The following is a 26,398-nucleotide window of genomic DNA, read 5'->3' as shown; positions in this document are numbered from 1 at the left end:
TGACCTCGGTAAACTCAGAACAATGGCAGGGTGTAACTCACGATCAGCCGGTTCTCATCGATATCGCGTTGGTAGTTGGAACGCAGGGCCGCATTGCGCCACAACACGTTGAGGTTCTTCAGTGGCCCGGACTGGAAGGTGTAGCCAAGGTCCGTGTCGCGCTCCCACTCGCGCCCCTCCCCGCCGAACGTCGCCGGGTTGGCATGATCGGCATGGTTATAGCGGTTCGAGAACGTCAGCCCAGGAATACCCAAGGCGACAAAGTCGTAGGCATAGCGCAGCTGCCAGGTGCGCTCTCCGGTTTCCATGAAGTCGGCGGCCATCATGTAGTTGGTCAGATAGGCATCGGTGCCGATCAGGCTTGGAGATGCCGGCGTCTTCGCGGAAGTCGCGGTTGAGGTAGAAGTTCTGAGCCTTCAGGGAGGCCTGGCCGTCCTCCAGGAAACCTTCGGCGTGGGCCGGGAGGGTGAAGCACAGCAGTGAGGCGACAGGCAGGATATTGTTGTTTTTGTGCATGACTGGTCCATTCGGCCGGACTGTAGGCTGGCCGTTATCGTTGTGTTGTCTGGAAGGGCCTCTTCGCGGGCACGCCCGCTCCCACAGGGGGAGTTGTGCAGCCCCTGAGAATCAGGTGGACGCTGTGGGAGCGGCTTTAGCCGCGAAGGGGCCGGGTCAGGAGAGCACGCCTATCTGCCACGGGCAGAATTCATCCTCGCCCAGGCCGTTGAGCTCGCTCTTGGTCGCCTCCCCCGAGGCATGGGCGAGCAGGCGCTCGAAGATTTCCTGGCCCATCTGGCCAATTGTCTTGTCGCCGTCGATGATCTGCCCGCAGTTGATGTCCATGTCGTCGCTCATGCGCTGGTACATGGGCGAGTTGCTGGCCAGCTTGAAGGTCGGTGCCGGCACCGAGCCGAAGCACGAGCCGCGGCCGGTGGTGAAGGCAATCAGGTTGGCGCCACCAGCAATCTGGCCGGTGGCCGAGACCGGGTCGTAGCCGGGAGTATCCATGAACACCAGACCGTGGGTCTTTACAGGGTGGGCATATTCGTACACATCCATCAGCAGCGCATTGCCGCCCTTCTTCGCGCCGCCCAAGGACTTTTCCAACACGTTGGCCAAGCCACCGGCGTTGTTGCCAGGGCTGACCCGTCCGTTGATCTGGGTGTCGCGCCCGCGGTTGTATTCCAGCCACCACTCGATGCGCTCGATCAGCTTTCGACCCACCGCCGGAGTGGCCGCACGGGCAGTCAGGGTGTGCTCGACGCCGAAAATTTCCGACGTTTCAGAAAGAATCGCAGTGCCGCCATGGCGCACCAGGATATCCACCGCCGCGCCCAACGCCGGGTTGGCTGAGAGTCCGGAGAAACCATCAGAACCGCCGCACTGCATTCCGATCATCAAGTGCTCGGCGGACACCGGCTGACGACGCGCCTGATCGGCCTGGGGCAGCATGCCTTCGATCAGCGCGATGCCTTGGTCGGTGGCGCTCTTCACCCCGCCAACGTCCTGATGGTCCGCAACGCCTACCTGAAGCCGGACCTAGTAGCCGCCGCCAGTGCCGAGCTGCGTGCCCTTCGCGACCTCACCGGAGAAACCTCGTACCTCGCGGTACTCGACGGTAACCTGGTGCTGTCGCTGGAACGCTGCGAAGGCGCCCACACGCAACGCTCGGCCGCCAGCCTTGGGCAGGGCAAGCCGGTGTACTGCACCGGCCAGGGCAAGGCGGTTCTCTCGGCGCTCACCCCTTCGGCCCGCGACGAGATTCTCAAGGGCCTGGTACTGACACCACTCACGCCGCTGACCATCACCGACCGCCGACGCCTGCTGGCTGAACTGCAGATCACCCAAGCGCGTGGCTACGCCTTGGACGACGAGGAAATCCGCCTGGGCATCCGCTGCGTCGCGGCACCGATCGTCGATAAGCAGGGCCAGGTTCGCGGCGCCCTCAGCGTGGCCGGGCCAGCCTACCGCCTGACTCTGGAGCGCTTGACCCTGCTGGGCCCGGAGCTGGCAGACGCAGCACGCCGGGTGGGTGAGCAACTGCGCTCGGACAACGCCCCGCGCACCGCCGCCGAGCTCAGCGTGGTGCCCGGCCCTTGGGCGTTTCACGGCGCGTTCCCGCGCTGGCACGCGGGCCAGCGCGTGTTGTACTGGGCCGACACCCTGGCACCGGCCATCCATTGCTGGGACGGCCACAGCAGCCGCCTGCTGATCCGCCTCGATCTGCCGGTGCGTGGCATGGAGCTGCACCCCGATGGCCTGCTGGTAGCCCAGACCGGGGGCTGGTCGCTGATCGACTGGGAAGGCAACGAACACCCGCGCCAAGACTTGCTCGGCAGTCGCCTGCTGGCTCTGGCCCCGCACCCGTCCGGCGCCCTGTGGGCCTGCGCGAAAAGTGGCAACGGCTGCCTGATCGGCGAACTCAGCGCCGAGGGCGAGCTGCGCCATGGCTGGTCATTGCCGGAGCCGGTCAGCGCGTTTCGCTGGGATGCCAAGGGCCGCGCGGTCTATGCCCTGGCGCCGGAAGCGGGAGATATCCTGCTGCTGCAGCCGGGCAGCAGCAGCGTGCGCCGGCTGGCTTCGCTGCCACGGGGCGGCGGCAGGCTGGGCGGGTTGGCGCTGGATGCTGCAGGCGGCGTGTGGACCACGCAACTGGATGGCTGGAGCCTGGCGCGCTTCGATGCCGAAGGCAATCTGGACCGGATGATCGGGTTACCGGTGCCGAGCCCGACCGACCTGTGCTTTGGAGGGGAGGATGGCACCACCCTGTTCATTACCAGCGCCCGCCATACACTACAGCTGGAAACGTTGGCCAGCGCACCGAACTCGGGATGCCTGATGCAACTGCAGACTTGAGTTTCAAAGCAAGAGGGCGCCGCGAAGACTTGCGCGATGATGTGAATGTTGCGCTGGCACTCGGCTTCCAAGCGCCGCAATGCCACCCGGTCCAGCCAAATGAACGGGGTGGCACGGCAGGCGACAGCCGCCTGTAGGTCAGACTAGCGCTTCAGTGACGAAGGGCTTGAGCTTGCCAATGAACGTTTTGCCATGTTCGAACCAGGCTTTGCGTACGGAGGATTCCATATAGAGCTGGTAGTCCTCGGGGCTTTGGAACCAGCATTCGCCAATAGCGTGCACCGCCCCTACTTCCAGGTAGGGCACATGAGTATCGGCAGGGTTTTCAGCCACCAGCCTGACCTCATATTTGTGCAATCCAGGGATACCCTCACTCATTTGAAAGTGACGCACGCATTCTTGACGGAACGTTTCGTCAGTCATTGTTTCAGGTTTTACCAGTAGGTAGACAATTCGAATCATCGCGGACATTCCTTACGCATGGGTCTGAGAAGAAGAAGGTTGATGTGCGGACGCAGCGTCGGCTTCGCTAGCATCCAGATCGTCAAGGTGGATGCCTTTGTTATCAGGCAACAACATCAACGCGATCACGGCAATGGCATAGGCGACCAGGCAAAAGCCCCCCACGGTCTGCGCCAACCCCAGCTTTGTCGCCAGCAGCCCTACACCAGTGACGGCCATCGCCCCAATGGATTTGCCAACGTTATAGGAAAAGCCCATGCACGTTGCCCGAACCTGTGTGGGGAACTGTTCGCTAAGGAAAGGACCAAGCGCTGCGAACATGCCAATGGCCATTGCTCCGACCAGAAAACCTAAGACATGGGCAATAAACGGATTGAACGGAACGAACATATACGACACGGTCACGATCCATGAGCCCATCGACATGAAAATCAAGGTCGGCCGTCGACCGATGCGGTCCGACAGGTAGGCGGTGACGCAAAACCCGCAGAAGCTACCGACAGCCATGATCAGAATGGTCACGATCAACGACCCTGCTACCACGCCACGTTCTGCCATCAAGGCCGGTGTCCAGACCAGGATCACATAGCAACCAGCCTGTAGCCCAAGCACCAGCATGCTCGAAAGCATGCTCACGCGTAGATACTTCGCGGTAAATACTGTCAGGATCGATGCTTTATCCGAGGTTTGATGCTGAGCTCGCTGGAAAGCATCCGAATCCTTGACGTTACGGCGGATGAAAATGACCACGAACGCGGGAATTACACCGACCCAGAAAGCCGTGCGCCACGCATATTCAGCCGGCAGCCAGGCCAGTATGGCCGTGACCACCAACACAGCCATGGCCCAACCAAGGGAGAACCCAGACTGTACAAAGCCCAATGCCCTACCACGGTTCTTGGGGTTGATAACCTCTGCCATCAGCGAAACGCCTACTGCCCACTCGCCGCCAAAGCCCAGGCCCTGCAAAGTGCGAGCAATCAGCAACTGCTCGAAGTTCTGTGCGAACCCTGCGATGACGCCGAAAAAGGTGAACCAGCAAACCGTGAAAACCAGAATACGCACGCGACCATAACGGTCGCTGAGGATGCCAGCCAGCCAGCCGCCAAGCGCAGCCGATAGCAGCGCTGAAGTGCCGATAATACCGGCTTCGCCCTTGGTCAGCCCCCAAATGCCGATCAACGTCGGTAGCAGGAAGCTGAACATCTGCATGTCGTAGGAGTCCAGTGCCCAGCCAGCGTAGCAGGCCCAGAACGTCTTTTTTTCACGAGGGGAACCGTTTTTGTACCAAGCGAGCATGGGATGCTCCTCTATCGTTGTGCGTTATTGTTATGGGTACTGTGGCGGCATGAGCATGTCGCAGTTCGCGGGGCTGGCCCATTCAAGTTTACGAAAGGCCCCCTTTCATTCTGCCTAAGCCCTCGCACGGGTACTGCTTGCTCTGGCCTCAACGCTGTCCAGCCGACATCGTGGCATTGCCCAACATCAAGCGGATCGTGCCATGGAGGATTTCAACGCGCTCATCGAACGTACGCGTGCAGCCCGCCAACCAGTTGTGCGCCTGGTTGAGCAACGTCACGATACTTTTTGCACACCCATGATCTGTGGCAGCCAGGCCCAGCGTGCGAGCGATCAACTGTTCGTAGCGCAGGCGTTGAGCGTCCGCTTGCCCAAGCCAGGGATCACTAAGCTGGTAGCGCTCGCGCTCTACCAGCAGGAAGTGTTCGGGCATACGCGCTTGCAGGCGCACATGCATTTCGATCAAAGCGCGTAACCGCTCATACACTGGCACCCGCCGCTGGATCCGGGCCGCATGCTGGTGCAGTACTTCGAAAAGTTCCTCGAAAAACTCGCACAGCAAGGCTTCCTTGCTTTCTATGTGGTTGTAGATAGAACTGCAATTGATACCCAGGGCGCTGGCCAGTTGGCGGATACCGACATTGCTGTAGCCCTTGCTGGCAAACAGCGCCAGCGCTTGGTGGCGCGTTTCGATCGACCGTTTTATAGCTGCATCCTCCTTCACGTCCGGCGACGCAGCATGCTGTGCGGTCCCATCGAGGGCAATTTTGCAATTTGGAAGGCCGTGTTTTATGCCCGCGGGGCTGGCACGGCCTTAGGCAAATCTTTAGGCCGCCTTGCGAAATGGAAAATTCCCCACCACCTGCCCTCCCCTCATCATGCTGGACACTACCGTGAAGAGAAGGCACACCATGGAAGCATTCAACCCCGACGATTGGGTGGGGCGCACGCAGTCGCGCTCTGATCAGTTCCATAGCGCGCATGTACGTAAAATAGCTGCGACCTTTGACCTCTCCGCCCCCGAGGAAGGCCAGGAACTACCCTGGCTGTGGCACTGGTGCTTCTTCGATGATTGTGCCCCTCAGCAGTCGTTGGGGCCCGATGGGCACCCACGGCTGGGCGATTTCATGCCGCCGGCGCACGGTCGCAACCGTATGTGGGCCGGTAGCCGTGTGAGCTTCATCCAGCCACTGCTGGTGGGAGCCCAGGCACAACGACGTACCACCCTCAAGCACATCGAGGAAAAACACGGCCGCACGGGCTCACTGCTGTTCGTCACCCTAAGCCACGAAGTCTGGCAAGGCCAACATCTGTGCGTGCACGAAGAGCAAGACATCGTCTACCGCGAACCCACTCCACCCAAGGCAAGTGCAGGGCAAGTAGCACCCGAGGGCGACTGGCACGAAACCGTAACGCCAGACCCGTTGTTGCTGTTTCGCTACTCAGCCCTGACCTTCAATGCCCACCGCATTCACTATGACTGGCCCTACGTAACCGAGGCCGAGGGCTACCCCGGACTGGTGGTGCATGGCCCACTAACAGCAACGTTGAACTTGGCCGCTTTTACCCGGGCCAACCCTTTGGTGCGTGTGCGCACCTTCTCATTCCGCGCCGCACGGCCATTGATTGCCCCAGCAGTCTTCCATCTGAGTGGACGTCATGAGCGCCATGGCTACGCCGAGCTATGGGCCAGCGACCACAACGGTATCAACCAATACGCCAACGTCGAATTCGACTAAACCAAATCCGCCGAAGAGCAGAATCATGCACATGACCCCTAGCAAACATGAAGAATTCAATGCTATCCGTGAAGGCGTGCGCGCCTTGTGCAGCGAATTTCCCGCCGAATACTGGCGAAAAATCGATGAGGAGAAAGGCTTCCCCGAAGCCTTCGTCAAAGCCATGACCGATGCTGGCTGGCTGTCGGCGATGATCCCCGAAGAATATGGCGGTTCGGGCCTGGGCCTGGCCGAAGCGTCACTGATACTCGAAGAGGTGAACGCCTGTGGCGGTAATTCCGGCACCGTACACGGGCAGATGTACAACATGTTCACCCTGCTGCGTAATGGTAGCGAGGAACAGAAGCGCTATTACCTGCCCAAGCTGGCCAGCGGCGAGCTGCGCCTGCAGTCGATGGGGGTGACCGAGCCCACCACCGGCACCGACACCACCAAGATCAAGACCACCGCCGTGCGCCAGGGCGACAAGTACGTGATCAATGGCCAGAAAGTGTGGATCTCGCGCGTCCAGCACTCTGACCTGATGATCTTGCTGGCGCGCACTACACCGCTGGCCGAGGTGAAGAAAAAGTCCGAGGGTATGTCGATCTTCCTGGTCGACCTGCGCGAGGCCATCGGCAACGGTCTGACCGTGCAGCCAATCGCCAACCTGGTCAACCACGAGACCAACGAGCTGTTCTTCGACAACCTGGAAATCCCCGCCAATAGCCTGATCGGTGAAGAAGGCAAGGGCTTCCGCTACATCCTCGATGGCCTCAACGCCGAGCGCACGCTGATCGCCGCCGAGTGCATCGGCGATGGCCGTTGGTTCGTCGAAAAGGCCAGCCAGTATGCCCGCGACCGTGTGGTGTTCGGCCGCCCGATCGGGCAGAACCAAGGCGTGCAGTTCCCCATCGCCGAAGCGCACATCGAGATCGAGGCCGCTGACCTGATGCGCTGGCGCGCTTGCGAAGAATACGACAGTGGCCGCAACGCCGGCGCCGCCGCCAACATGGCCAAGTACTTGGCGGCCAAGGCCAGCTGGGAGGCGGCCAACGCCTGCCTACAGACTCACGGTGGTTTCGGTTTCGCCAACGAGTACGACGTGGAGCGCAAATTCCGCGAGACCCGCCTGTACCAAGTAGCGCCAATCTCCACCAACCTGATCCTCTCCTACGTGGCCGAGCATCTGCTCGAGCTGCCGCGCAGCTTCTGAGGGGCTGACCATGGAGGATTCACTACTGCGTTCTGCCTTGTTCGTACCCGGTAACCGCCCCGAACGCTTCGCCAAAGCGCTGGGGGCTGGGGCCGATGTGGTGATCGTCGATTTCGAAGACGCCGTTCAGGAGGCCGATAAGGCCACTGCCAGGGAGAACCTGGCGTATTTCCTGGCTGCGCACCCGCACGCGCGCGTGTGGGTGCGGGTCAATATCGCAGACCATCCATTGCATGCCTGTGAACTGGCGTTGTGCGCCGCATTGCCGGGTATCGTCGGCATTCTGCTGCCCAAGGCAGAATCCGCCGAGCAGGTCAGCCGTGCAGCCGAAACAGGCAAGGCGGTGATGCCGATCATCGAAAGCGCCCACGGCCTGGCAGCACTGCCTGCCATTGCCAAAGCACCAGGGGTAGCGCGCCTGACCTATGGCGGGCTGGACCTGAGCTTGGATTTGGGCCTGCTCAGCGGCAGCGCAGCTGCCGAGCGCATGCTCGACCAGGCACGCTTCGCATTACTGCTGCACAGCCGCCTGGCCGGCCTGCCCGCCCCGCTGGAAACGGTGTTCACCAAACTCGATGCCGATGAAGCGCTCACCACCTTCATCAGCGATGCCAAGGCCATGGGTTTTGCCGGTATGTTGTGCATCCACCCAGCGCAGCTCGCGGTGGTACACCGCGCCTTGCAGCCCACCGCACAGCAACTCGACTGGGCTAGGCGCGTGCTGCACGAGGTCGAAGGTGCAGGTGCGTTCCAGATGGATGGACAGATGATCGATGCCCCGGTGCTACAACGCGCGCGCAACCTGCTGGCAGCCAGCGCACGCTGAAATAAGCTTGGGGCCGCACTGCGGCCCCAAAGCTATCACTTGAGCGCAATGCTGTAGGACAAAATCAGGCGGTTTTCATCGATCTCCCCCAGCGCGTCGGAACGTACCATTGCATTTCGCCAGCGGATGGCAAAGTTCTTCAACGCGCCGCTCTGGATGACATAGCTGACGTCCAGGTCTCGCTCCCATTCCTTGCTTTCACGTCCTGCCATTTTGAACTCATCACCACGCAAGTAGCGGGTGAAGAAGCTCAGCCCAGGAATCCCCAGCGCGGCAAAGTTGTAGTCGTATCGTGCCTGCCAGGAGCGCTCACCCGCTCGTGTGAAATCGAGAATCTGTACCACGTTGGCGACATTGGGATCAGCGTCCTGCAGGAACGGCAGCGCTGATTTGCCATGGTTGTCCTGGTAGCCCAGACGCCAGGTGTGCCCGCCTCGATTGGCCGAAACCAGCAGCGACGTCAGCCGGCTGTCGATGGTGCCCGCACGACGCTCACCCGCGTCGTTACTGTCGAAATAGCCAAGGTTGCCCTCCAAGGTCCACTTGCCCAGCGGCTGCGAGAGCTGTATTCCGTAGAAGTTTTGCTGGTAGACATCCTCTAGCTCGCCGCGCCAGAAGGACGCCGTCAACCGCGGGGTGAAACTGTAGGACGCGCCTGCATAGTTGAAGCGATCACTGCTCGCTGCAAAGTTCGCCGTGCGCAAGTCGGCATCGTTGCTGCTGGCATTGCGGAAGTTGACGCTCCTGAACTGGCCGATATCCAACATCAGCTTGTCGATATCCTGGGACACCAGCGCTGCGCCATTGAACAAAGGGGGCATCAGGCGCGCATCACTCGACAGTAGTACCGGTGACTTGGGCATCAGCCCCCCGAGCTTGAGCACGGTTTTCGACACCTTGGCCTTGAACACGCCTGAAACATCCGTGTACTCGCCGGGCCCGGCATCACCGAATGCGTTGGGCAACAACCCGGTGCCAGCACGTGCGCCGGATGAATCCAGCTTTACCCCCAACGCGCCGTAGACATCCAGCCCCAGGCCAACCAAGCCCTCGGTATAACCTGACTTCACATCGAGCATGAACGCCTGCGCCCACTCTTCGCGCTGGGACTGCGAGGCATTAGCTTGGCGGAAGTCGCGGTTGAAATAAAAGTTGCGCAGGTTCAGGGACGCGGTGCTGTCAGCCAGAAAGTCCGCTTTGGCCAAGCCAGGCAGGGCCAGAGCCGGTGTGATGCAGTACAGCGCGCAAGACCGCGCCAGACAACGCTTGTGCATGTCGAGGTTCCCAAGTGTTTATTGTTGTTGGTAGCACCAGGGCCAGCAGCCCCGCTGCGCCACCAGCATGGGCAGCGCACCACCGCTTGGGTATTGCGATTTGCTTAAGCTGCCCTTGCGTTAGGTAAAACAGGCGTCACCAGACGCTGTTAACCCCATCGAAAGGCTGCCTTTCGGGAAATCGAATTGTTCACTGGGCGACCCACGGCCATTCTGACCAGCATGCATTTCCGTCCATGACAACAAGAGGCCCAGACATGAAGGACGCTTTGATCGTTTCCCCCATTCGCACCCCAATCGGTAAATTCGGCGGCGCTCTGGCCTCGCTGACGGCTGACCACCTGGCGGCAACGATCATGCGTTCAGTGCTGGAGCGAACCGACATCGACCCGGCTTCGCTGGACGAAGTTGTCGTCGCCCAGTCCTACGCCTCCAGCGAAGCGCCGTGCATGGGGCGGTATGCCGCGCTGTTGGCCGACTTACCACTACAGGTGCCCGGCTACAGCCTCGATCGCCGCTGCGGTTCGGGCCTGCAGGCAGTGATCAACGCCGCCATGCAGGTGCAGACCGGCCATGCCGATGCAGTGATGGTGGTGGGTGTCGAAAGCATGAGCAACATCGAGTACTACAGCACCGACATGCGCTGGGGCTCACGCGCTGGCAGTGTCAAACTCCACGATCGACTGGAGCGCGGCCGCGAGCGTTCTCAGCCCGAGTCGCGCTGCGGGCGAATTTCCGGTATGCCTGAAACCGCGGAGAACCTGGCCCGCGACTATGCCATTACCCGAGAGGACGCCGACCAGTTCGCCGTTCGCAGCCACCTCAATGCTGCTCGTGCCTGGCAAGAGGGCCGCTTTGCCAATGAGGTCGTGCCGCTGGATGTGCCACGCAAGCACGGCGCCATTGCACAGGTTGCCATGGACGAAGGCATCCGGGCCGATGCCAGTGTCGAAACCCTGGCCGGCCTGCGCCCCCTGCTGCCCAACGGCGTATGCACTGCGGGCAATTCCAGTCAGCAGAATGACGCCGCTGCAGGCTGCCTGGTCGTTTCTGCCGACTACGCCGCCCGGCATGGACTACAGCCCTTGGCCAGGCTGGCCAACTGGGCCGCCGCCGGTTGCGACCCCTCTCGCATGGGTATCGGCCCGGTGCCGGCCGTAGCCCGCCTGCTGCAACGGACCGGTTTGAGTCTGGCTGACATGGACCTGATCGAGGTCAATGAAGCCTTCGCAGCCCAGGCACTGGCTGTGTTGCGCGCTTGGCAGCTGGAGGATTTCGAACGGGTGAACGTCAATGGTTCGGGCATTTCACTGGGACATCCAATCGGCGCGACCGGCATCCGGATCATGACTACCCTGCTCCACGAAATGCAGCGCCGCAATGCCCGCTACGGGCTGGAAACCATGTGCATCGGCGGTGGCCAAGGCCTGGCCGCCATCTTCGAACGCCTGTGAAACGGAGCTGCCGCATGCATTGGATCGAAGTCAACCAAGTGGCATTGCGCTTCCAACACCTACCGGCACAAGCACCGACCTTGATTTTGTTGCACGAAATGGGAGGCTCGCTGGAAAGCTGGGACCTGGTGGTAGCGCGCCTGGCTGGGCAGTTCAACATCCTGCGCTACGACACGCGCGGTGCCGGGCTTTCAGAAAAAGTCAGCGACAGCATCACCCTCGATGAGCACGTGGCCGATCTTGAGCAGTTGTTGACTGCTCTTGAGCTGGATGGCCCCGTGGCCATCGCCGGGGTAGCCGTTGGCGCAGCGATTGCCATACGCTTCGCCGCCCGCCACCAGCAACGGGTCAGCCACCTGATCGCGCTGTCACCCGCCTGTGGGGTGGCCGAGCAGGCGCGCGAGGCCACCCTAAATTGCGCAGCTAACGTACGCCAATTGGGCGTGCGCGCCGTCATTCCCGGTTTTCTGGAACGAACATGGCCACCGGCCCTGCGTACCGACAGCCTGTTGTTCGATGCCTTCAGCCGACGCTGGCTAAGCGCTGACCCGGCCTGCTTCGCCGCTACCCTGACGATGCTTGCGCACATGGATTTGCACACAGAACTCAAGCAGCTACCACCTCGCTCCCTACTAGTAGCGGGCGAGCACGATGCCCTGCGCCCACCGGCCGAAATCGACCGGCTGGCCAGATTTGCTGGCCACCTTGAGGCGCTGCACGTAGCCTCTGGACATTTCATGCCGATGCAAAGCCCCTTATGGGTAAGCACGCTGCTGCGACATTACATTCTCGGGTGCCACTCTGGCGCTCAAATTTACCGTGAGTTCATGGACTGCCCTGAGCACCAGATCTCTTCCAGCCGCCACGCGGCCTGATAACAACTAGAAGGACAATCACCATGATGCAGTCACGTATGATCGGAGACGTCAAGGTCACGCGGATTCTCGAATATGCAGGCCCCACCCATGACCCGGCTTTCCTGTTCCCCGAAGTGGACCGCCAAGTGCTTGAGGCGCACCAAGCGTTGATGGCGCCGCATCACTGGGTACCGCACATGAACAAGCTGATTGTCACCATCCAGTTCTGGGTCGTGCACGCGGGTGACAACATCATCGTGGTCGACACAGGTGTTGGCAATTTCAAACCACGCGCAGGAATCCCGCGCATGAATATGCTCAATACCCTGGTGCGTGAATGGATGATCGCCGCCGGCGCGCCGCCAGAGAAAGTCACTCATGTGGTGCTGACACACTTGCATGCCGATCATGTGGGCTGGAATACCACTTGGCAGGACGGACGCTGGGTACCTACCTTTCCAAATGCCAAGTACCACATTCCCAAGGAAGACTTCGTGTTCTGCCGCGAGGGCAAGAACAAGGAGCCTGGCGTGATCGATGTGTTCGGCGATGCGTTCTTCGACAGTGTTATGCCAATCGTCGACGAAGGCCTCGGGGTGATGATCGAGCCATCCCGAGAAATTGCCGATTGTCTAATCGTCGAGCCCGCACCGGGGCACAGCCCTGGGCAAGTGGCGTTTCGCATTCGCTCCCAAGGTGAGGAAGGACTGTTCTGCGGCGATATTTTCCACAGTCCGTTGCAAATCGTGCGCCCCGATATCAACTCCGGCTACTGCATCTGGGCCGACACCGCCCGGCACACCCGGCTGGACTTCCTTAACCGCGCCGCTGATCGGGAAGCCCTGCTGATGCCGGTGCATTTTGGCGAGCCGCATTGCGGATACATCCGCCGGCAAGGCGATGGTTTCTGCTTCGAGCCGGCCACCTGGTAAAGGCAGACAACGCGCTGCGGGGCGTGCGCGTGTGTGGACACCCCGCAGGTTTGAGCGGTACCGTGAAATACCCTGAGCTAGAAGCATTTGATCATGGCGATGCACTTCGATATCACTGACTTTCGGCTATTCATCAACATAGCCGAAACCAGCAGTCTTACCCGAGGGGCGGAGCGCTCGTTCCTTTCAGTACCAGCAACGAGCAACCGCATCAAGAACCTCGAAGATAACTTGGGCATGAAACTGCTGGAACGCTCCGCCCAGGGTGTAACCCTGACCAACGCCGGCAAGACCTACCTGCAGCATGCGCGAATCATTCTGGCGCAGTTGGAAATGCTCACCGGCGACCTGCAGGAGTTTGCCGTTGGCCTGAAGGGCCAGTTCCGCCTGCTAGCCAATACCACGGCGATCACCGAGTACCTGCCTCCCGTGGTTGGTGAATACCTCAAGACCCACCCGGATGTGCACATCGATCTACGCGAACGGCTCAGCGACGACATCGTGCGCAGCGTGCGCGATGGTAGCGCGGAACTGGGAGTGGTCTCGGGCAGCGTGGTCACCGACGGCCTGCAGAGCGTGCTGCTGGTATCCAGCCGGCTGATGGTGATCGCACCGCTTGGGCACCCGGTACTCGAGCGCCGCGAGGTGTTCTTCAAGGAGGCGCTGCAGTATGCGTTCGTGTCCCTGCTCGAAGGCAGCGCGATCAACGTATTCCTCAGCCGGGCCGCCTCGGCGCTGCACATCCCGATGACGATCCGCGTGCAGGTGGCGAGCCAGGATGCGATCTTTCGTATGGTCGAAGCTGGCGCCGGTATCGCCGTGGTACCGCATGCCTGCTATACCCGCCTGAAGGGCCAGCAGCAAATCGGCGCCTGCACCCTGCTCGACCCATGGGCGCTACGTACCTTCCAGTTGTGCGCGCAGGACTTCGATGGCCTGCCTACCTTCGCCCGCGAGTTCGCCAACAGCCTGGTCGAGTACCACCGCCCAGCCTTGACCGACGCCCCGCCGGCCTGAACCCCGCAGCACTGCCACCCGCCCTGCGAACATGCAGGGCGGGCTGCCTTGCGCCGCTCGGGCGGCGGCCATTAAGCAAAGGTTAACCTCGTATTCCGAAGACCGAAATTGTGACTGCCAGCCACCTTGGGCAAGCTGAGTCCATCAGGAGGGCTTGAGGTACGAGGCCACGCACCCGCCCTCGCCTTCCTGGTACCCCGTTGCCGGCCTTTGCCAAGGTCACAGCGCAAGATGCCAACAAGGAAAACAGTCATGATCGATAAGCTCTGCGCCAGCGCCCAGATTGCCGTGGCATCCATCCCCGATGGTGCAACGGTCGCCGTCGGCGGGTTCGGTGGGGCCGGTATGCCCAACGACCTGATCGATGCGCTGATCGAGCACGGTGCACGTGATCTCACCCTGGTCAGCAACAACGCCGGTCAAGGCGACAGTGGTCTGGCCGCATTGCTCAAGGCCGGGCAGGTCCGCCGGATTCTCTGCTCCTACCCGCGCATGACCGGTTCGTATGTGTTTGAAGCCCTCTACCGAGCCGGCAAGATCGAGCTGGAAATCGTCCCGCAGGGCAACCTGGCCGAACGCCTGCGGGCAGCCGGGTGTGGCATCGAGGGATTCTATACCCCCACCGGCTACGGCACCCTGCTGGCCAAGGACAAGGAAACACGCTTGATCGGCGGCCGCCAGTGCGTGCTCGAAACCCCTATCCACGTCGACTATGCCCTGATCAAGGCCGATGTTGGTGATCGCTGGGGCAACCTGACTTTCCGTAAAACCGCACGCAACTTCGGGCCGGTGATGGCCATGGCTTCCAAGCACACCATCGCCTCCATCGGCACCTATTGCCAGCTAGGAGAAATAGACCCAGAGCACGTGATCACCCCTGGCATCTTCGTCAAACAACTGGTGTTGCGCGACGCTGCCCCCCTTCTGAACATAGCAGGATGAGCCACATGGACATCAACACGCGTAACGCCATGGCCCTGCGGGTGGCCCGGGATATTCCCGAAGGTTCCTACGTCAATCTCGGTATCGGCCTACCTACCCTGGTCGCTAACCATTTGCCCTTGGACAAGGACTACTTCCTGCACAGCGAAAACGGCGTGCTGGGCCGCTGGCAGGCGTCGGACCCAGGTAGCGAGGACTGGGACATGATCAACGCTGGCAAGGAGCCCATCACGCTGAGCCCTGGCGCTGCGTTCTTTCACCACGCCGACTCATTCGGCATGATGCGCGGTGGTCACCTGGACATCTGCGTGCTCGGCGCCTTCCAGGTATCTGCCGAAGGCGACCTGGCCAACTGGCACACTGGTGCCGCAGATGCGATCCCGGCCGTTGGCGGCGCCATGGACCTGGCCATTGGTGCCAAACGGGTGTTCGTGATGATGGAACACCTGGCCAAGGATGGACGGAGCAAGCTGCTGCCCGCTTGCACCTACCCGGTGACCGGCCTGCGCTGCGTCAGCCGCATCTACACCGAGCTGGCCACCATGGACGTCACCGAAGCGGGTGTGAAGGTGATCGAACTGGTTGGCGACACTACAGCTGAGCAATTGCAGGCGGTGACCGGCGTAGCGCTGGATTTTTCCGCCATTGCCCCTACAGGCCAGGGCAGCCTACCTGCGCTGCGCGAGGTCGGTGAGGTGGTGCTGGAAATGCAGCGATGAACGGCTACCCGCAGTGGGACCAGCGTGACCTGACCGAACTGCTGTCACTGGAGCCGGTTACCGAGAACAGCTGGCGCAGCTATGTGTGCGATGCCAACATTCATGGCCAGGTCTTCGTTGGCCAACTGCTGGGGCAGGCCCTCTGGGCTCCCGCCCAGACCTGCCATGGGCGCTGCCCTGCCAGTCTACAGGTGACCTTCCTGAACCGTGCCGCGCCGCAGCAGTCCGTGGAGTTCAGCGTCGATACGCTACGCGACGGTCATCGCCTGTCCCGCCGGCTGATACATGGCGTACAGGGCGACGGCCTGATACTCAGCGCCAACGCCAGCTTCCAGGTGGCCCAGGCTGAGGCGCCGCCTAGGCCGGCGCGGCCCCGGCAGATACCGCCACCAGAGAGCCTGCCAACACTACCGCAGGCTTGCGCGCAAGACCTGCGGCAGTCCCGCCACTTGCAACTGCGTTGCAGCAAGGCTCCTTTGCTGGATATCCGCCCCGTTCCCTGTAGTGAGGGCCAAGCAAGCGTCGACTACTGGATGCGTCTGGTGCCACCGCTGGCTGGCGAGGGGGTTTTGCATCACGCCGCGCTGGCCTACATGTCATGTAGCTGGTTGCCTGCCGAGCTGTTGTCACAACCGGGCACCGACGTCCCAGAACTGCATTGGCAGATCAGCACCCTGAACCATAGCCTGTGGTTCCACAGTCAGACGCTGAACACCAACGACTGGCTGTTGTTCGCCAGCGAAGCCGTGGTTAGCCACGGTGGTCGTAGCCTGATCAGGACGCACATCTATCAAAGCAATGGTCGCCTGCTCGCCAGCATGGCGCAGGACCTGCTGGCCGTGGCGCGCACGTCTTGAGGTAGCGCTGCACAGATACTGCCAACCCAGTATTAATAACAATAAGGAACGCCACATGTTCGAATGGTACAAGACTGGCTCCCCGCGAGAGCGCAAGACATTCTGGGCCTGCTTTTCCGGTTGGGCTCTGGATACCTACGACGCACAGATGTTCAGTTTCCTGCTGCCGACCCTGATGGTGGTGTGGCAGATATCTAAGGGCGAGGCCGGGATGCTGGGCACCGCCGCACTACTGTCGGCCTCGCTGGGTGGCTGGATAGCCGGCATTCTCAGTGACCGTTATGGCCGGGTGCGTATCCTGGTGTTTACCATCTGCTGGTTCACCGCCTTCGGCGCGTTAGCCGGTTTTGCCCAAAGCTACGAGCAAATGCTGGTGCTGCGCACCCTCCAAGGCCTGGGCTTTGGCGGCGAGTGGGCGGTGGGCGCGGCCCTGATGGCCGAAGTGATCCGTCCCGAGCACCGGGGCAAGGCGTTGGGCTTCGTGCAAAGTGGTTTTGCCATCGGTTGGGCCCTGGCGGCTGTGGTGATGACCGCATTACTGGCTAACCTGCCGGCAGAAACCGCCTGGCGCGTCGCGTTCTGGGTCGGGGTGATACCGGCAATGTTCGTGCTGTTTATCCGCCGCCATGTCAAAGACCCAGAGATCTACCGGCAGGCTGCCAGCCAGGTGACGAAAAAAGCCTCCCTGGCTTCGGCCTTCGGCCCCGACGTGGTTCGCCTTACGCTGCTCGGGGCGATGCTGGTGACCGGCCTCCAGGCTGCTGCCTACACGATCATGGTCTGGCTGCCGACATTGATGGTGCAGGTACGCGGCCTGAAGCCAGGCCCAGTGGTGCTGACCATGCTGATCATGTGCGCCGGGGCTTTCGCCGGCTTCATCCTGACCGCCTACCTGGCTGACCGTTTCGGCCGCAGGCCCGCTTTGCTGGCGTTTTGCCTTGGCGCCTGGCTGTTCACCATGCTGTACATGCTAGTACCCATGAGCCCGACCGCACTTATGCTGATGAGCTTTCCGGTCGGGCTGTTCGCCACGGGCATCTTCGCAGTGATCGGGCCGTTCTTGAGCGAGCTGTTCCCAACCCACATTCGCACTACCTGCATGGGGTTTTCATACAACCTGGGTAAGTCGCTCGGCGCCCTCTCCGTGGCTGCCGTTGGCGTACTCTCGGAAAGCTTCGGACTGGCCCAGACCATCGGCGGTTTCTGCCTGGTCGCTTACGCCCTGGCCGTCACAGCCGTGCTGCTGCTCCCCGAGACGCGGGGCCTGCGCCTTGACGCCATCGACCATACGTTGCAGCCGACCGCGGCCGATGCGCCCTGCACCGTGCAACAGCCAGCCCGCCCCGAATAAACACCAAACCACGTTGAAACCTGGAGTAAGACAATGCTTTATCATGTAAAAATGGACGTGAACATTCCGCGCGACATCCCGCTCGAAACCGTCGAAGCCATTAAGGCCGCCGAAAAAAAACGCGCCACCGAGTTGCAGGAGGCAGGTAAATGGCCGCACCTGTGGCGCATCGTGGGGCAGTACTCGAACATCAGCATCATCAACGTCGAAAGCAACGATGAACTGCATGCACTGCTGTCGAGTCTGCCGCTGTTCCCCTTCATGACCATCCAGGTCACGCCGCTGGCCAAACATCCCTCTTCCATCGTGTGACCGCAGTGGCGGCCCCGCGCCGCCGCTTTCTCCCGTTCAATCACCCTCTTTGCAATGCTGAGACGTGGAGCCCTGCATGGCTGAAACCCTATCGCTGGAAAACCTCGAGTTCGCACACCTAATCCGCCCGGGTGAAACGGTCTTGTGGGGGCAGGCCACTGCCGAGCCGCTGCCGCTCACTCAGGTCCTGATGCAACAGCGGCATCGCGTCGGGCACTTTAGGGTGGTGCTGGGCATCGACCGCAGCGCCACCTGCCAAGCTGAACATGCAGACTGCGTAGAGTTCATCGCCTATTGCGGCGCCGGTGCCAACCGTGCGCTGGCCGACGCCGGGGCCCTGCGGATACTGCCCAGCCATTATTCGGACTTCGCCCGGATGCTGGCCAGCGGCGCGCTGGGCATCGATGTACTGATCGTGCAAGTGGCGCCCGCCGATAGCCAAGGCCGTTACAGCCTGAGCCTGGCCTGCGAATACCTGCTGGGCTGCGTGGACAGTGCGCGAATGGTGATTGCCGAAGTGAATCACCAAGCACCCTGGACCTGCTGCGAGCGCATGCTGACGGATCAGGACCTGGACATCATCGTTCACACAAATCGCCCGGTGCTGGAGAGCCCGCCCAGCCGTATTCGCGAAGCGGACCGGTTGATCGCCAGCCATATCGCCCACCTAGTGGACGACGGTGCGACATTGCAGACCGGTATCGGCGCCCTGCCCGACGCCGTACTCGGCGCGCTGGCCGAACACAGGGACTTGGGGGTACATTCGGGGAGCCTGGGCGATGGCGTTGCCGCGCTGATGCAATGCGGCGTAGTCACCAACCGGCGCAAGACAATTGACCGCGGAGTGACAGTGGGTGGCGTGCTGATGGGGTCCAAAGCGCTGTACGGGTTCGCCCACAACAACCCCGCACTGCAATTGCGCAGTACCCAGTACACCCATGATGCGCAGGTCATGGCCAACATCGAGCAGTTCGTGGCAATCAACTCTGCCATCGAAGTGGACTTGACCGGCCAGATCAACTCGGAAATGGCTGCGGGCAGCTATGTAGGAGCGGTAGGTGGCGCGCTGGATTTCACTCGTGCGGCACAGCGCTCGCGCGGCGGTTTACCAATCATTGCCCTGCCTTCGACGGCGGGCAGTCACAGTCGCATCGTTTGCCGGCTCAATGGACCAGTCACCATCGGCCGAAGCGATGCGGGCCTGATCGTGACCGAGTTTGGCGTTGCCGACTTGCGCGGCCTGACGCTGGACCAACGCATGCAGAAGATGCTGGCCATCGCCCACCCCGACCACCGAGCCGCACTCGAACAGGCCATCGAGTCGGGTAAGTGAACACCTGGCATGCATGCGAAATATTTGCTCGCAGTTCCACCACCAGCACTAGAACTCCACCTTACCCCGCCCCGCCTTGACAGTGCTCCGCCTGGCTTTTCCTTCCAGGCGGCGGGTCTTCGATCCAAGGGTCGGCTTGGTGGGGCGGCGTTTCTTCTCGGTCTTGCCGGCAGCGATGATCAACTCGGCAAGGCGAGCCAGTGCGTCAGCACGGTTCTGTTCCTGGGTGCGGTACTGCTGGGCCTTGATGATCAACACGCCGTCGCCGGTGATGCGACTGTCACGCAGCGCCAGCAGCCGCTCCTTGTAAAACTCGGGCAGCGATGAACCCGGGATGTCGAAGCGCAGGTGCACGGCGCTGGACACCTTGTTGACATTCTGCCCACCCGCGCCTTGCGCTCGGATGTATGTCAGTTCGATGTCGGCATCCGGCAGATGCACGTTATTGGAGATGGTCAGCATGACATGGCCCTTGTAATTGCCCTCTATTATTACAGCCGCCGCCGTTCTCCCATAGAACAATACACATCCCAGCCTGCTTAATCTGGAAGCATCATCTCAATTTTCCCTGCCAGTTCACGAAGTCCTGCCAGTCGAGACATGATCCGCTCGACAATTTCCAAACGGGCTGCCGCAGCATCACGCAAACCTTGCATCGACAGCAGAGCATCATCGGACTGAGCCAAGCCACTGCGCGCAGAGACGCCAAGCTGATCTATCCCTCCGCGAGCCTCACCCGCTGTACGTTCCAGACTTTGCGCGATTTGACGAATTTGCGCGCTGGAGTCCGCTACACGCCTAGAGAGGTTCCGCACCTCATCTGCCACCACGGCAAAACCGCGCCCATGATCCCCAGCCCTTGCCGCCTCTATAGCCGCGTTTAGAGCCAGAAGATTGGTTTGCCGGGCGATGTCCTGAATGCTCCCTACTAGCGCCGTGATCTCTACCGACTGACCACCCAGTTCGTTGAAGGCTTGGGCCAAATGAACCATTGACTGGTCAAGCGCCTTGAAGATTCCCGCCGAACCCTGGATGCTGCTTGAGCTTGTACTTACCTTGCCGCCGGCATCGCGAGCCAGCTGGTTAGCGAAGTCCATATCCTGCTCGGTATCTTCAATAGCACGGTTCAACCGCTGCAAGTCATCTCTGAGTCGAGAGTCAATCGCTACTGTCTCGGTTTTCTTTGCAATGTTTTCTGGGGGTACGCTTGGCACTCTCACCTCGTAAGGTACTTCAATACGTACCTCTACCCTCTCGACTCTCTCGAAATGGTACAGCCACCCTGCAACGAGCAACGACAGCCCGGTGATTGACAGGCCTGTAACGAGATGCTCAGGATAAAACAGTGTTGCCAAGCAAGCGATTACCCCACAGCTCTGGACTATTGCGGCAAGGCAAAGACGCTTCGTGACTTTTGACATAGTGGTCCCCAACCCGCATGCCCAGTGGCCTGTCGAGTTCAATTCATTATTCTTATCCCGTGGTTAGGCTATCGACTGACTAACGTAAACACTATCCGCTTTGTGCAGAGTTGTATCCCCCGCCCTCGCCCCCTCCGCTTACGCAGAACCGGCTAACGCCGTGCTATAAAGACTTGATTACGTCATACCGCAACTGTCTGACATCCAACATTACAGAGGTGAGAATGGCTGAGAATAATTGGGATCGGGTACCTATTGACTCGCAAAGCATCGATGCGCCGCTATCGCGCGCAGCGGTGTTTCTCACATTGACGGTCGCGGAGGGCCGGGACGCCCTACAGTCGATCGCTGGCGTCCTGGAGGGGTTGGACGACCTGATCAAGACCGTCGGTTTCCGCGATCTGAACGGTCGGCTGTCATGCATCACTGCGCTGGGCTCAGCACTGTGGGACCGTTTCCAGACTGGCAAACGCCCAAAGGAATTGCGCCCCTTTGCGCCGATCAAGGGCCCGACACATTCGGCGCCAGCCACACCCGGCGACCTGTTCTTCCATATCCGGGCCGAGCGGGAAGATCTCTGCTTTGAATTCGAGCGCCTGCTGCTGGATCAATTGGGCAGCAGCGTGACACTAGCTGATGAAGTGTCGGGATTTCGCTACTTCGACTCCCGAGACTTGCTTGGCTTCGTTGATGGTACGGCCAATCCGACAGGCCATGACATAGGCGCGTCAACACTGGTCGGTAATGAGGATCAGGAGTTCGCGGGCGGTAGTTACGTGGTGGTGCAGAAGTATCTGCATCAAATGCAGCCGTGGGCTCGACTTTCCAAGGACGAACAGCAGCAGATCATCGGTCGGGAGATCGTCAGTAATGTCGAATTGCCTGACGCAACTAGCGGCCAGAAGTCGCACAAGACCCTCGCCACGATCGTAGACGACGACGGCACCGAGCACGATATCTTGCGCGACAACATGCCCTTTGGTCGCCCTGGCCATGGCGAATACGGCACATACTTCATCGGCTACTCCCGGCATCTGTGGGTGACTCAAAAGATGCTGGAGCGCATGTTCCTCGGCGATCCACCGGGCATGCATGACCGACTGCTCGATTTCTCGACCGCGCACACCGGCGCCATATTCTTCGCGCCCGCCCCCCGCACGCTGAGCGAACTTATTCAGGCGCTGCAGACTTAGTGTGGGCAGTTCAGTGGTCAATGGGTACTTTGCGGCTCATTGACTATTGAACACTGCTCATTGATAACTGTTTCAGCCTTCAATAGTGCAAAACACTTTATCGATCTCGGAAACCACCTGCTTCGTTGCCTCTTCGATGGTTCCTTCGTTACGGCACAGAACCCAACCATGATCTGTAACCGCTCGCTCGAACGCCTCGGTACATGCCACCTGCTCATCCAGGCGATGGATCACCGTGCTGCCCAGCCCACGCGCTCGTGCCGCGGCCCTTGCCCATGACGTATCAGCAGCCGTGACGACCCCCACATGCAAATCTGGCACTCGCACCTCTCGATCGATGTTCAACCGCAAGATCTCGGCGAACGGGACCGTGCGGCGAAATGCAGCATCGGACGGATACCAGCGATCGATCAAGATAATGCTGCCCGCTGGCTGCCTGGGTAGCACGTGCCGGGAAATCCAGGCACGGCTTTCAGCAAAGCGCTCACAAACCCTCAACTCCAGCTCCCGGGACGGGCTTCTGGCGAGTTCGTTGACGAGGGCCATGGTTTCCCCCCTGCAAGGGTCGCTTTTTTTCTCGCAAAGCCGGATCACCTTCTTGTTGTCGGCCCTCAGGGCTTTGGTCACGGCCTCCAGAAGTGTGGTTTTGCCGGTGCCCTTGGGCCCATCCAGAGAAACAAATAGCGGGCGCTTCATCATTCGATACCAATTGGACTATGGGCAGGATAGGACCATCGATCGCAGCCTCCTTCAAGGGCCACCCGGCAGGGGTACATTTGTACCCCGCAGGATTCTCCGATGAGCGCGGGGACAACCCGATAACCTAGGTCAACCCAGCTGCGCCTGCAGAAACAGCGAAAACAGCTCCGACTGCGACTTGATTCCCAACTTGCTGTACATATGCTTGCGGTGCACTTTCACTGTTTCAACCGAGATTTCAAGCTTGCGAGCGATCTCCTTGCTGGAACAGCCACTGAGCATCAGTCGACCGACTTCCAGCTCACGCCCGGTCAGTGGCGCCTCCATCTGCTCGACCCTTGCCTCCATGCGGCTCTGCCAATGCGGCGCCGGGTTGCTGGCAGCCTCCAGCAACTCACGCTCAAAGGTCATCCGCTGGCGCATAAGGGCGGTGACCCACGGGCGCAACAGTTCAAGAAGAGTCACCTGCTCGATACTGAATCGGCGCTTGCTGCCGAGCGACAGGCATAGCGTGCGCTGCGCATCCAGCTGAACGTTGAACTGCAGTTCATCCGCTACCACATTGAGGCGAAAATATCGCTGATAGTAGTCCGTCTGCTCGAAACACTCTGGGGCGACATCCGCCAGTCGAACCAGGCCAGATACCGCTGACTCACGGCTGGCCACGTAGAACGGGTCCAACAGATAAATGCCCTTCAGGTAATCCTGAAACAATGGATCAGGGCTACCGTCCTCACTGGGGCATTCGGCGAATACTTGCGGGCGCCCGGCAGAGAACAGCAATGCAACCCAGCTGTCGCAGGCAACATACTCATTCAACAGCCGCACCAGGGCTGTCCAGAAGTGGTCCTTGTCGAGCGTGTCGATCAGTTGGCCCACCGATCGGTGCCAGGCAATGTCGTGCAGCGTAAAATTCATCCTCTACCCCTGTTGGGTTACCACGTGGGCGTAATACCCCCGCCGTGACGACCACCCCCATAATCCGGGCTAGCTTACGCTGACCGAACCTGTACCGGGATCGTTTTTTACGCCCCTATGCCGCTAGAGCATGGCGGCCGAAGCTGTTAGTCGAGGATTAGAAATGAAGGTCGAGCTTGTCCAATTGGCCGGTCGCGATGGCGATACCGCGTACAACCTGCAGCGCACCGTCGACGCGATCGGCAACTGCGGCGCCGATACCGATCTGCTGGTGTTCCCTGAAACCCAGCTGATGGGTTTTCCTACCGAGGAAAACATCGATCGCATAGCCGAGCCACTGGATGGCCCAAGCATCATGGCGATCCATCAGGCCGCGCAAGCGCGGGATGTTGCCGTAGTGGTAGGTATGGCCGAGGCTGGCGACGACGGTCACTTCTACAACACTACCGTGCTTATCACGCCTGAAGGCGTGGCACTCACCTACAGAAAGACGCATCTGTGGGCATCGGATTGCGGTGTTTTCACCCCTGGCGACCGCTTTGCAACGGCCATGTTCAAAGGCTTTCGCGTTGGTCTGTTGATCTGCTTCGACATCGAGTTCCCTGAGACCGCCCGGGCCCTGGGGCAACTGGGTGCCGAACTGATCATCGTCACCAATGGCAACATGGACCCTTACGGGCCAACCCACAAAAGCGCCATCACGGCACGCGCCATGGAGAACCAGGCCTTCGCAGTCATGGTCAATCGCGTGGGTGACGGTGATGGCGGGCTGGTCTTCGCTGGCGGCAGTGCCGTTGTCGACCCCTATGGCCAGCTGCTGTGCGAAGCGGGCCGGGGCGAGTGTCGCATGACCGTCGCGCTGGACAAGGATCAACTGCAGCAATCCAGGCGCGATTACACCTACATCGCGCAGCGCCGCATGCAACTGCCAGGCGAACAGGTCGAGCGCGAAGACGGCGTTCGAGAACTGATCATCCCCTCCTGAGCATTGCGCCATTCCAGGCCCACCCGGAATGGCAACCAAGGCCGCCAAGAACGGCAGCGCGTCCGACTCTGAATAACAATCACAAGCTGGAGCAAGCAGTAATGGCCAAACTCAAGCGAACACTTTCGCTGGGATCGGTGGTGCTTTTCGGCATCGCCTACATGACCCCAATCATCGTCCTGGGCACCTTCGGTATTCTGGCTGAGACGACGGGAGGGATGGTACCCGCGGCCTACCTTGCGGCCGCCATCGCCATGCTGTTTACCGCCTTGAGCTACGGGAACATGGCCCGTGCCTTCCCGGTTGCCGGCTCCGCCTATAGCTACGTTCGTAAATCGATCAGCCCACAGCTGGGCTTCATCACGGGTTGGGCGGTGTTGCTCGACTACCTGTTCCTGCCCATGGCGATCTGGCTGATTGGCGCGGCTTATCTGCACTCTGCATTTCCAGGCGTCCCACAGGCCATCTGGATATTGGCGTTCATCGCTGTAACCACAACGATCAACGTGATTGGCTTGCGCCTGGCCAAAACTGTCAATGGCTTGCTGATGTTCATTCAGTTGCTGGTGCTGGCGGCGTTCGTTGCCCTCGCCGTGCATTACGTGTGGGGCGATCCGACAGTGCCACTGTGGACACTCGAACCGTTCTATCAGGAGGGTGCCCAGTTGCCGCTGATCATGAGCGGTGCCGCGATCGCCTGTTATTCCTTCCTGGGCTTCGACGCGGTCAGCACCCTTACCGAGGAAACCAAGGAGCCACGCAAGAACATCCCGAGAGCCATCCTGTTGATCACCTTGCTGGGTGGAGGGTTGTTCATCGCCTGTAGCTACTTCGTTCAGCTCGCCCACCCATCGACAACCTTCACCAACGCGGATGCAGCCGCTTACGAGATTGCCCAGAACATCGGTGGCGATATCTTCGTCAGCATTTTCCTGCTGGGGCTGATCGTCGGCCAGTTCACCTCAGGCCTTTCGGCTCAAGCCAGCGCCTCCAGGTTGTTGTATGCGATGGGGCGTGACGGTGTGCTGCCAAAATCGTTTTTCGGGAAGCTGAGCGAGCGTTTCAGCACGCCTGTGCCCAGTATCATCCTGTGCGGGGTAGTCGCCCTGCTCGCCTTGCGCATGGACGTGACGACTTCCACCTCGTTCATCAATTTTGGCGCCTTCCTTGCCTTTAGCCTGGTGAACCTGGCGGTGATCTTTCACTACTGGCTTGCCATGAGCAATCGTGGCGCCAAGGCGGTGTTGATGTATCTGGCGTTTCCCCTGGTGGGGCTGGTATCCAACGTGTGGCTGATGGCAAGCCTGGACCACCTGGCAATTTACCTCGGGGTTGGCTGGCTTTGCCTTGGAATGCTCTATCTGACCGTGATTACCCGTGGTTTCAGGCGGCCTCCCCCGGAGATGCACTTCGAGGAAGCCTGAAACCTGATACCAGTCAGTCAAGCGATTTTGGGGCCGCTTTGCGTCCATCGCAGGCAAGCCAGCCCCACAGGTACCGCATCAGGGCTGACAAGTGTTTGCCACAAGATATGCAGCGCGTGTGAGATCGAGCGCCGCCCGCGCGGCGCATCGCGAGCTGGCGCTCGCTCCTACGTTTGTTTCGGGCCAATTATTCCTGGGGGATTTGCGCGCGAACGCCTTGGCGCATGGCTCAATATCGCGTCGTACGAACAAGGCGGTCGCGCGCGCCTGTCACAGGCCTCACTGGCCCGAAACAAACGTAGGAGCGAGCGCCAGCTCGCGATGCGCCGCGCG

The 26,398-nt window shown here is 60.6% G+C and carries 25 protein-coding genes and 3 pseudogenes; 18 read left to right on the top strand and 10 right to left on the bottom strand.

Annotated features, from left to right (window positions below; genetic code table 11):
- Positions 1-14 precede the first annotated feature (14 nt).
- Positions 15-371 (bottom strand): annotated as a pseudogene (locus TZ03_RS22715) (OprD family outer membrane porin); the annotation flags it as partial.
- Positions 372-672: 301 nt separating this feature from the next.
- Positions 673-1,509: pseudogene (locus TZ03_RS22710) on the bottom strand (UxaA family hydrolase); the annotation flags it as partial.
- On the opposite strand from TZ03_RS22710, the gene TZ03_RS22705 reads away from it, so the two are divergent.
- On the top strand, positions 1,510-2,856 hold the full coding sequence (locus TZ03_RS22705) for an IclR family transcriptional regulator domain-containing protein (RefSeq protein WP_051100559.1): 1,347 nt from the start codon (positions 1,510-1,512) through the stop codon (positions 2,854-2,856). It abuts the pseudogene before it with no gap.
- Positions 2,857-2,994: 138 nt separating this feature from the next.
- Here TZ03_RS22705 and TZ03_RS22700 read toward each other — a convergent pair whose 3' ends face one another.
- From TZ03_RS22700 to TZ03_RS22690, 3 genes are all read right to left on the bottom strand, one after another.
- Entirely contained in the window at positions 2,995-3,318 is a 324-nt protein-coding gene (locus TZ03_RS22700; RefSeq protein WP_051100557.1) for a 4-methylmuconolactone methylisomerase, read from the bottom strand.
- Between the two features lie 12 nt (positions 3,319-3,330).
- On the bottom strand, positions 3,331-4,617 hold the full coding sequence (locus TZ03_RS22695) for an MFS transporter (protein ID WP_051100552.1): 1,287 nt from the start codon (positions 4,615-4,617) through the stop codon (positions 3,331-3,333).
- A gap of 148 nt (positions 4,618-4,765) precedes the next feature.
- On the bottom strand, positions 4,766-5,242 hold the full coding sequence (locus TZ03_RS22690; RefSeq protein ID WP_236692876.1) for a TetR/AcrR family transcriptional regulator: 477 nt from the start codon (positions 5,240-5,242) through the stop codon (positions 4,766-4,768).
- On the opposite strand from TZ03_RS22690, the gene TZ03_RS31600 reads away from it, so the two are divergent.
- Genes TZ03_RS31600 through TZ03_RS22675 form a run of 4 tightly spaced genes read left to right on the top strand, consistent with a single transcriptional unit; the run spans position 5,132 to position 8,377 of the window.
- On the top strand, positions 5,132-5,581 hold the full coding sequence (locus tag TZ03_RS31600; RefSeq protein ID WP_236692881.1) for a hypothetical protein: 450 nt from the start codon (positions 5,132-5,134) through the stop codon (positions 5,579-5,581). The two genes, TZ03_RS22690 and TZ03_RS31600, sit on opposite strands and share 111 nt — an antisense overlap.
- A complete protein-coding gene (locus tag TZ03_RS22685; protein WP_051100548.1) occupies positions 5,529-6,356 on the top strand; it encodes an FAS1-like dehydratase domain-containing protein in 828 nt (275 codons plus the stop codon). Before TZ03_RS31600 ends, TZ03_RS22685 begins: the two co-directional genes overlap by 53 nt.
- Positions 6,357-6,387: 31 nt before the next feature.
- Positions 6,388-7,551 (top strand): acyl-CoA dehydrogenase family protein, encoded by a 1,164-nt coding sequence (locus tag TZ03_RS22680; RefSeq protein ID WP_051100634.1) that lies wholly within the window; start codon positions 6,388-6,390, stop codon positions 7,549-7,551.
- 10 nt (positions 7,552-7,561) lie between these two features.
- Positions 7,562-8,377 (top strand): HpcH/HpaI aldolase/citrate lyase family protein, encoded by an 816-nt coding sequence (locus TZ03_RS22675; protein ID WP_051100546.1) that lies wholly within the window; start codon positions 7,562-7,564, stop codon positions 8,375-8,377.
- A 35-nt stretch (positions 8,378-8,412) separates the two neighbouring features.
- On the opposite strand, the gene TZ03_RS22670 is transcribed toward TZ03_RS22675, so the two are convergent.
- Positions 8,413-9,651: an OprD family porin gene (locus tag TZ03_RS22670; RefSeq protein ID WP_051100542.1), complete on the bottom strand. Its 1,239-nt coding sequence runs from the start codon at positions 9,649-9,651 to the stop codon at positions 8,413-8,415.
- A gap of 257 nt (positions 9,652-9,908) precedes the next feature.
- Between TZ03_RS22670 and TZ03_RS22665 the strand changes: the two genes are divergently transcribed.
- The 10 genes from TZ03_RS22665 (at position 9,909) to TZ03_RS22620 (ending at position 19,425) form a co-directional block, all read left to right on the top strand.
- Positions 9,909-11,105 carry an acetyl-CoA C-acetyltransferase gene (locus TZ03_RS22665; protein ID WP_051100540.1) on the top strand — a complete coding sequence of 399 codons (1,197 nt, stop codon included), beginning with the start codon at positions 9,909-9,911 and terminating at the stop codon, positions 11,103-11,105.
- Positions 11,106-11,119: 14 nt separating this feature from the next.
- Positions 11,120-11,980: an alpha/beta fold hydrolase gene (locus tag TZ03_RS22660; RefSeq protein ID WP_051100539.1), complete on the top strand. Its 861-nt coding sequence runs from the start codon at positions 11,120-11,122 to the stop codon at positions 11,978-11,980.
- 23 nt (positions 11,981-12,003) lie between these two features.
- The gene (locus TZ03_RS22655) at positions 12,004-12,894 is read left to right on the top strand and encodes an MBL fold metallo-hydrolase (RefSeq protein WP_051100538.1); all 891 of its coding nucleotides are present in this window, start codon (positions 12,004-12,006) and stop codon (positions 12,892-12,894) included.
- Positions 12,895-12,987: 93 nt separating this feature from the next.
- Positions 12,988-13,911, top strand: a complete 924-nt coding sequence (locus tag TZ03_RS22650) for a LysR substrate-binding domain-containing protein (protein WP_051100537.1) — start codon at positions 12,988-12,990, stop codon at positions 13,909-13,911.
- Between the two features lie 252 nt (positions 13,912-14,163).
- Positions 14,164-14,853, top strand: coding sequence for a 3-oxoacid CoA-transferase subunit A (locus tag TZ03_RS22645; protein WP_051100536.1), 690 nt, complete (start codon positions 14,164-14,166; stop codon positions 14,851-14,853).
- Positions 14,854-14,858: 5 nt separating this feature from the next.
- Positions 14,859-15,572 carry a 3-oxoacid CoA-transferase subunit B gene (locus TZ03_RS22640; RefSeq protein WP_051100529.1) on the top strand — a complete coding sequence of 238 codons (714 nt, stop codon included), beginning with the start codon at positions 14,859-14,861 and terminating at the stop codon, positions 15,570-15,572.
- Positions 15,569-16,429 carry an acyl-CoA thioesterase gene (locus TZ03_RS22635; RefSeq protein WP_051100527.1) on the top strand — a complete coding sequence of 287 codons (861 nt, stop codon included), beginning with the start codon at positions 15,569-15,571 and terminating at the stop codon, positions 16,427-16,429. The genes TZ03_RS22640 and TZ03_RS22635 overlap by 4 nt, the downstream gene beginning before the upstream one ends.
- Positions 16,430-16,484: 55 nt before the next feature.
- Positions 16,485-17,780 carry an MFS transporter gene (locus TZ03_RS22630; protein ID WP_051100525.1) on the top strand — a complete coding sequence of 432 codons (1,296 nt, stop codon included), beginning with the start codon at positions 16,485-16,487 and terminating at the stop codon, positions 17,778-17,780.
- 33 nt (positions 17,781-17,813) lie between these two features.
- Positions 17,814-18,092, top strand: coding sequence for a muconolactone Delta-isomerase (gene catC / locus TZ03_RS22625; RefSeq protein ID WP_051100523.1), 279 nt, complete (start codon positions 17,814-17,816; stop codon positions 18,090-18,092).
- A gap of 76 nt (positions 18,093-18,168) precedes the next feature.
- Positions 18,169-19,425: an acetyl-CoA hydrolase/transferase family protein gene (locus TZ03_RS22620; RefSeq protein WP_051100519.1), complete on the top strand. Its 1,257-nt coding sequence runs from the start codon at positions 18,169-18,171 to the stop codon at positions 19,423-19,425.
- 48 nt (positions 19,426-19,473) lie between these two features.
- On the opposite strand, the gene arfB is transcribed toward TZ03_RS22620, so the two are convergent.
- Both arfB and TZ03_RS32060 read right to left on the bottom strand, forming a co-directional pair.
- The gene (gene arfB, locus TZ03_RS22615) at positions 19,474-19,887 is read right to left on the bottom strand and encodes an alternative ribosome rescue aminoacyl-tRNA hydrolase ArfB (protein ID WP_051100517.1); all 414 of its coding nucleotides are present in this window, start codon (positions 19,885-19,887) and stop codon (positions 19,474-19,476) included.
- Positions 19,888-19,964: 77 nt separating this feature from the next.
- Positions 19,965-20,387, bottom strand: a pseudogene (locus TZ03_RS32060) (methyl-accepting chemotaxis protein); the annotation flags it as partial.
- 683 nt (positions 20,388-21,070) lie between these two features.
- Here TZ03_RS32060 and TZ03_RS22605 point away from each other — a divergent pair.
- Positions 21,071-22,039, top strand: coding sequence for a Dyp-type peroxidase (locus tag TZ03_RS22605; protein WP_051100516.1), 969 nt, complete (start codon positions 21,071-21,073; stop codon positions 22,037-22,039).
- Positions 22,040-22,111: 72 nt separating this feature from the next.
- Here the strand turns inward: TZ03_RS22605 and TZ03_RS22600 are convergent, their stop codons facing one another.
- Together TZ03_RS22600 and TZ03_RS22595 are read right to left on the bottom strand one after the other, a co-directional pair.
- Complete coding sequence (locus TZ03_RS22600) at positions 22,112-22,735, bottom strand: dTMP kinase (protein ID WP_051100629.1); 624 nt, start codon at positions 22,733-22,735, stop codon at positions 22,112-22,114.
- Between the two features lie 132 nt (positions 22,736-22,867).
- The gene (locus TZ03_RS22595; RefSeq protein ID WP_051100515.1) at positions 22,868-23,656 is read right to left on the bottom strand and encodes a helix-turn-helix transcriptional regulator; all 789 of its coding nucleotides are present in this window, start codon (positions 23,654-23,656) and stop codon (positions 22,868-22,870) included.
- A gap of 163 nt (positions 23,657-23,819) precedes the next feature.
- Here TZ03_RS22595 and TZ03_RS22590 point away from each other — a divergent pair, with 163 nt between their 5' ends.
- Complete coding sequence (locus TZ03_RS22590) at positions 23,820-24,641, top strand: carbon-nitrogen hydrolase family protein (protein WP_051100514.1); 822 nt, start codon at positions 23,820-23,822, stop codon at positions 24,639-24,641.
- Positions 24,642-24,742: 101 nt separating this feature from the next.
- A complete protein-coding gene (locus tag TZ03_RS22585) occupies positions 24,743-26,065 on the top strand; it encodes an APC family permease (protein ID WP_051100513.1) in 1,323 nt (440 codons plus the stop codon).
- Positions 26,066-26,398: the final 333 nt, after the last annotated feature.

Origin of the sequence: Pseudomonas sp. 10-1B (assembly GCF_000935045.1) — a bacterium.
In the GTDB taxonomy this organism is placed as follows: domain Bacteria; phylum Pseudomonadota; class Gammaproteobacteria; order Pseudomonadales; family Pseudomonadaceae; genus Aquipseudomonas.
Note: the sequence above shows the minus strand (reverse complement) of the source record. Positions and strands in the feature narration are given on the sequence as shown.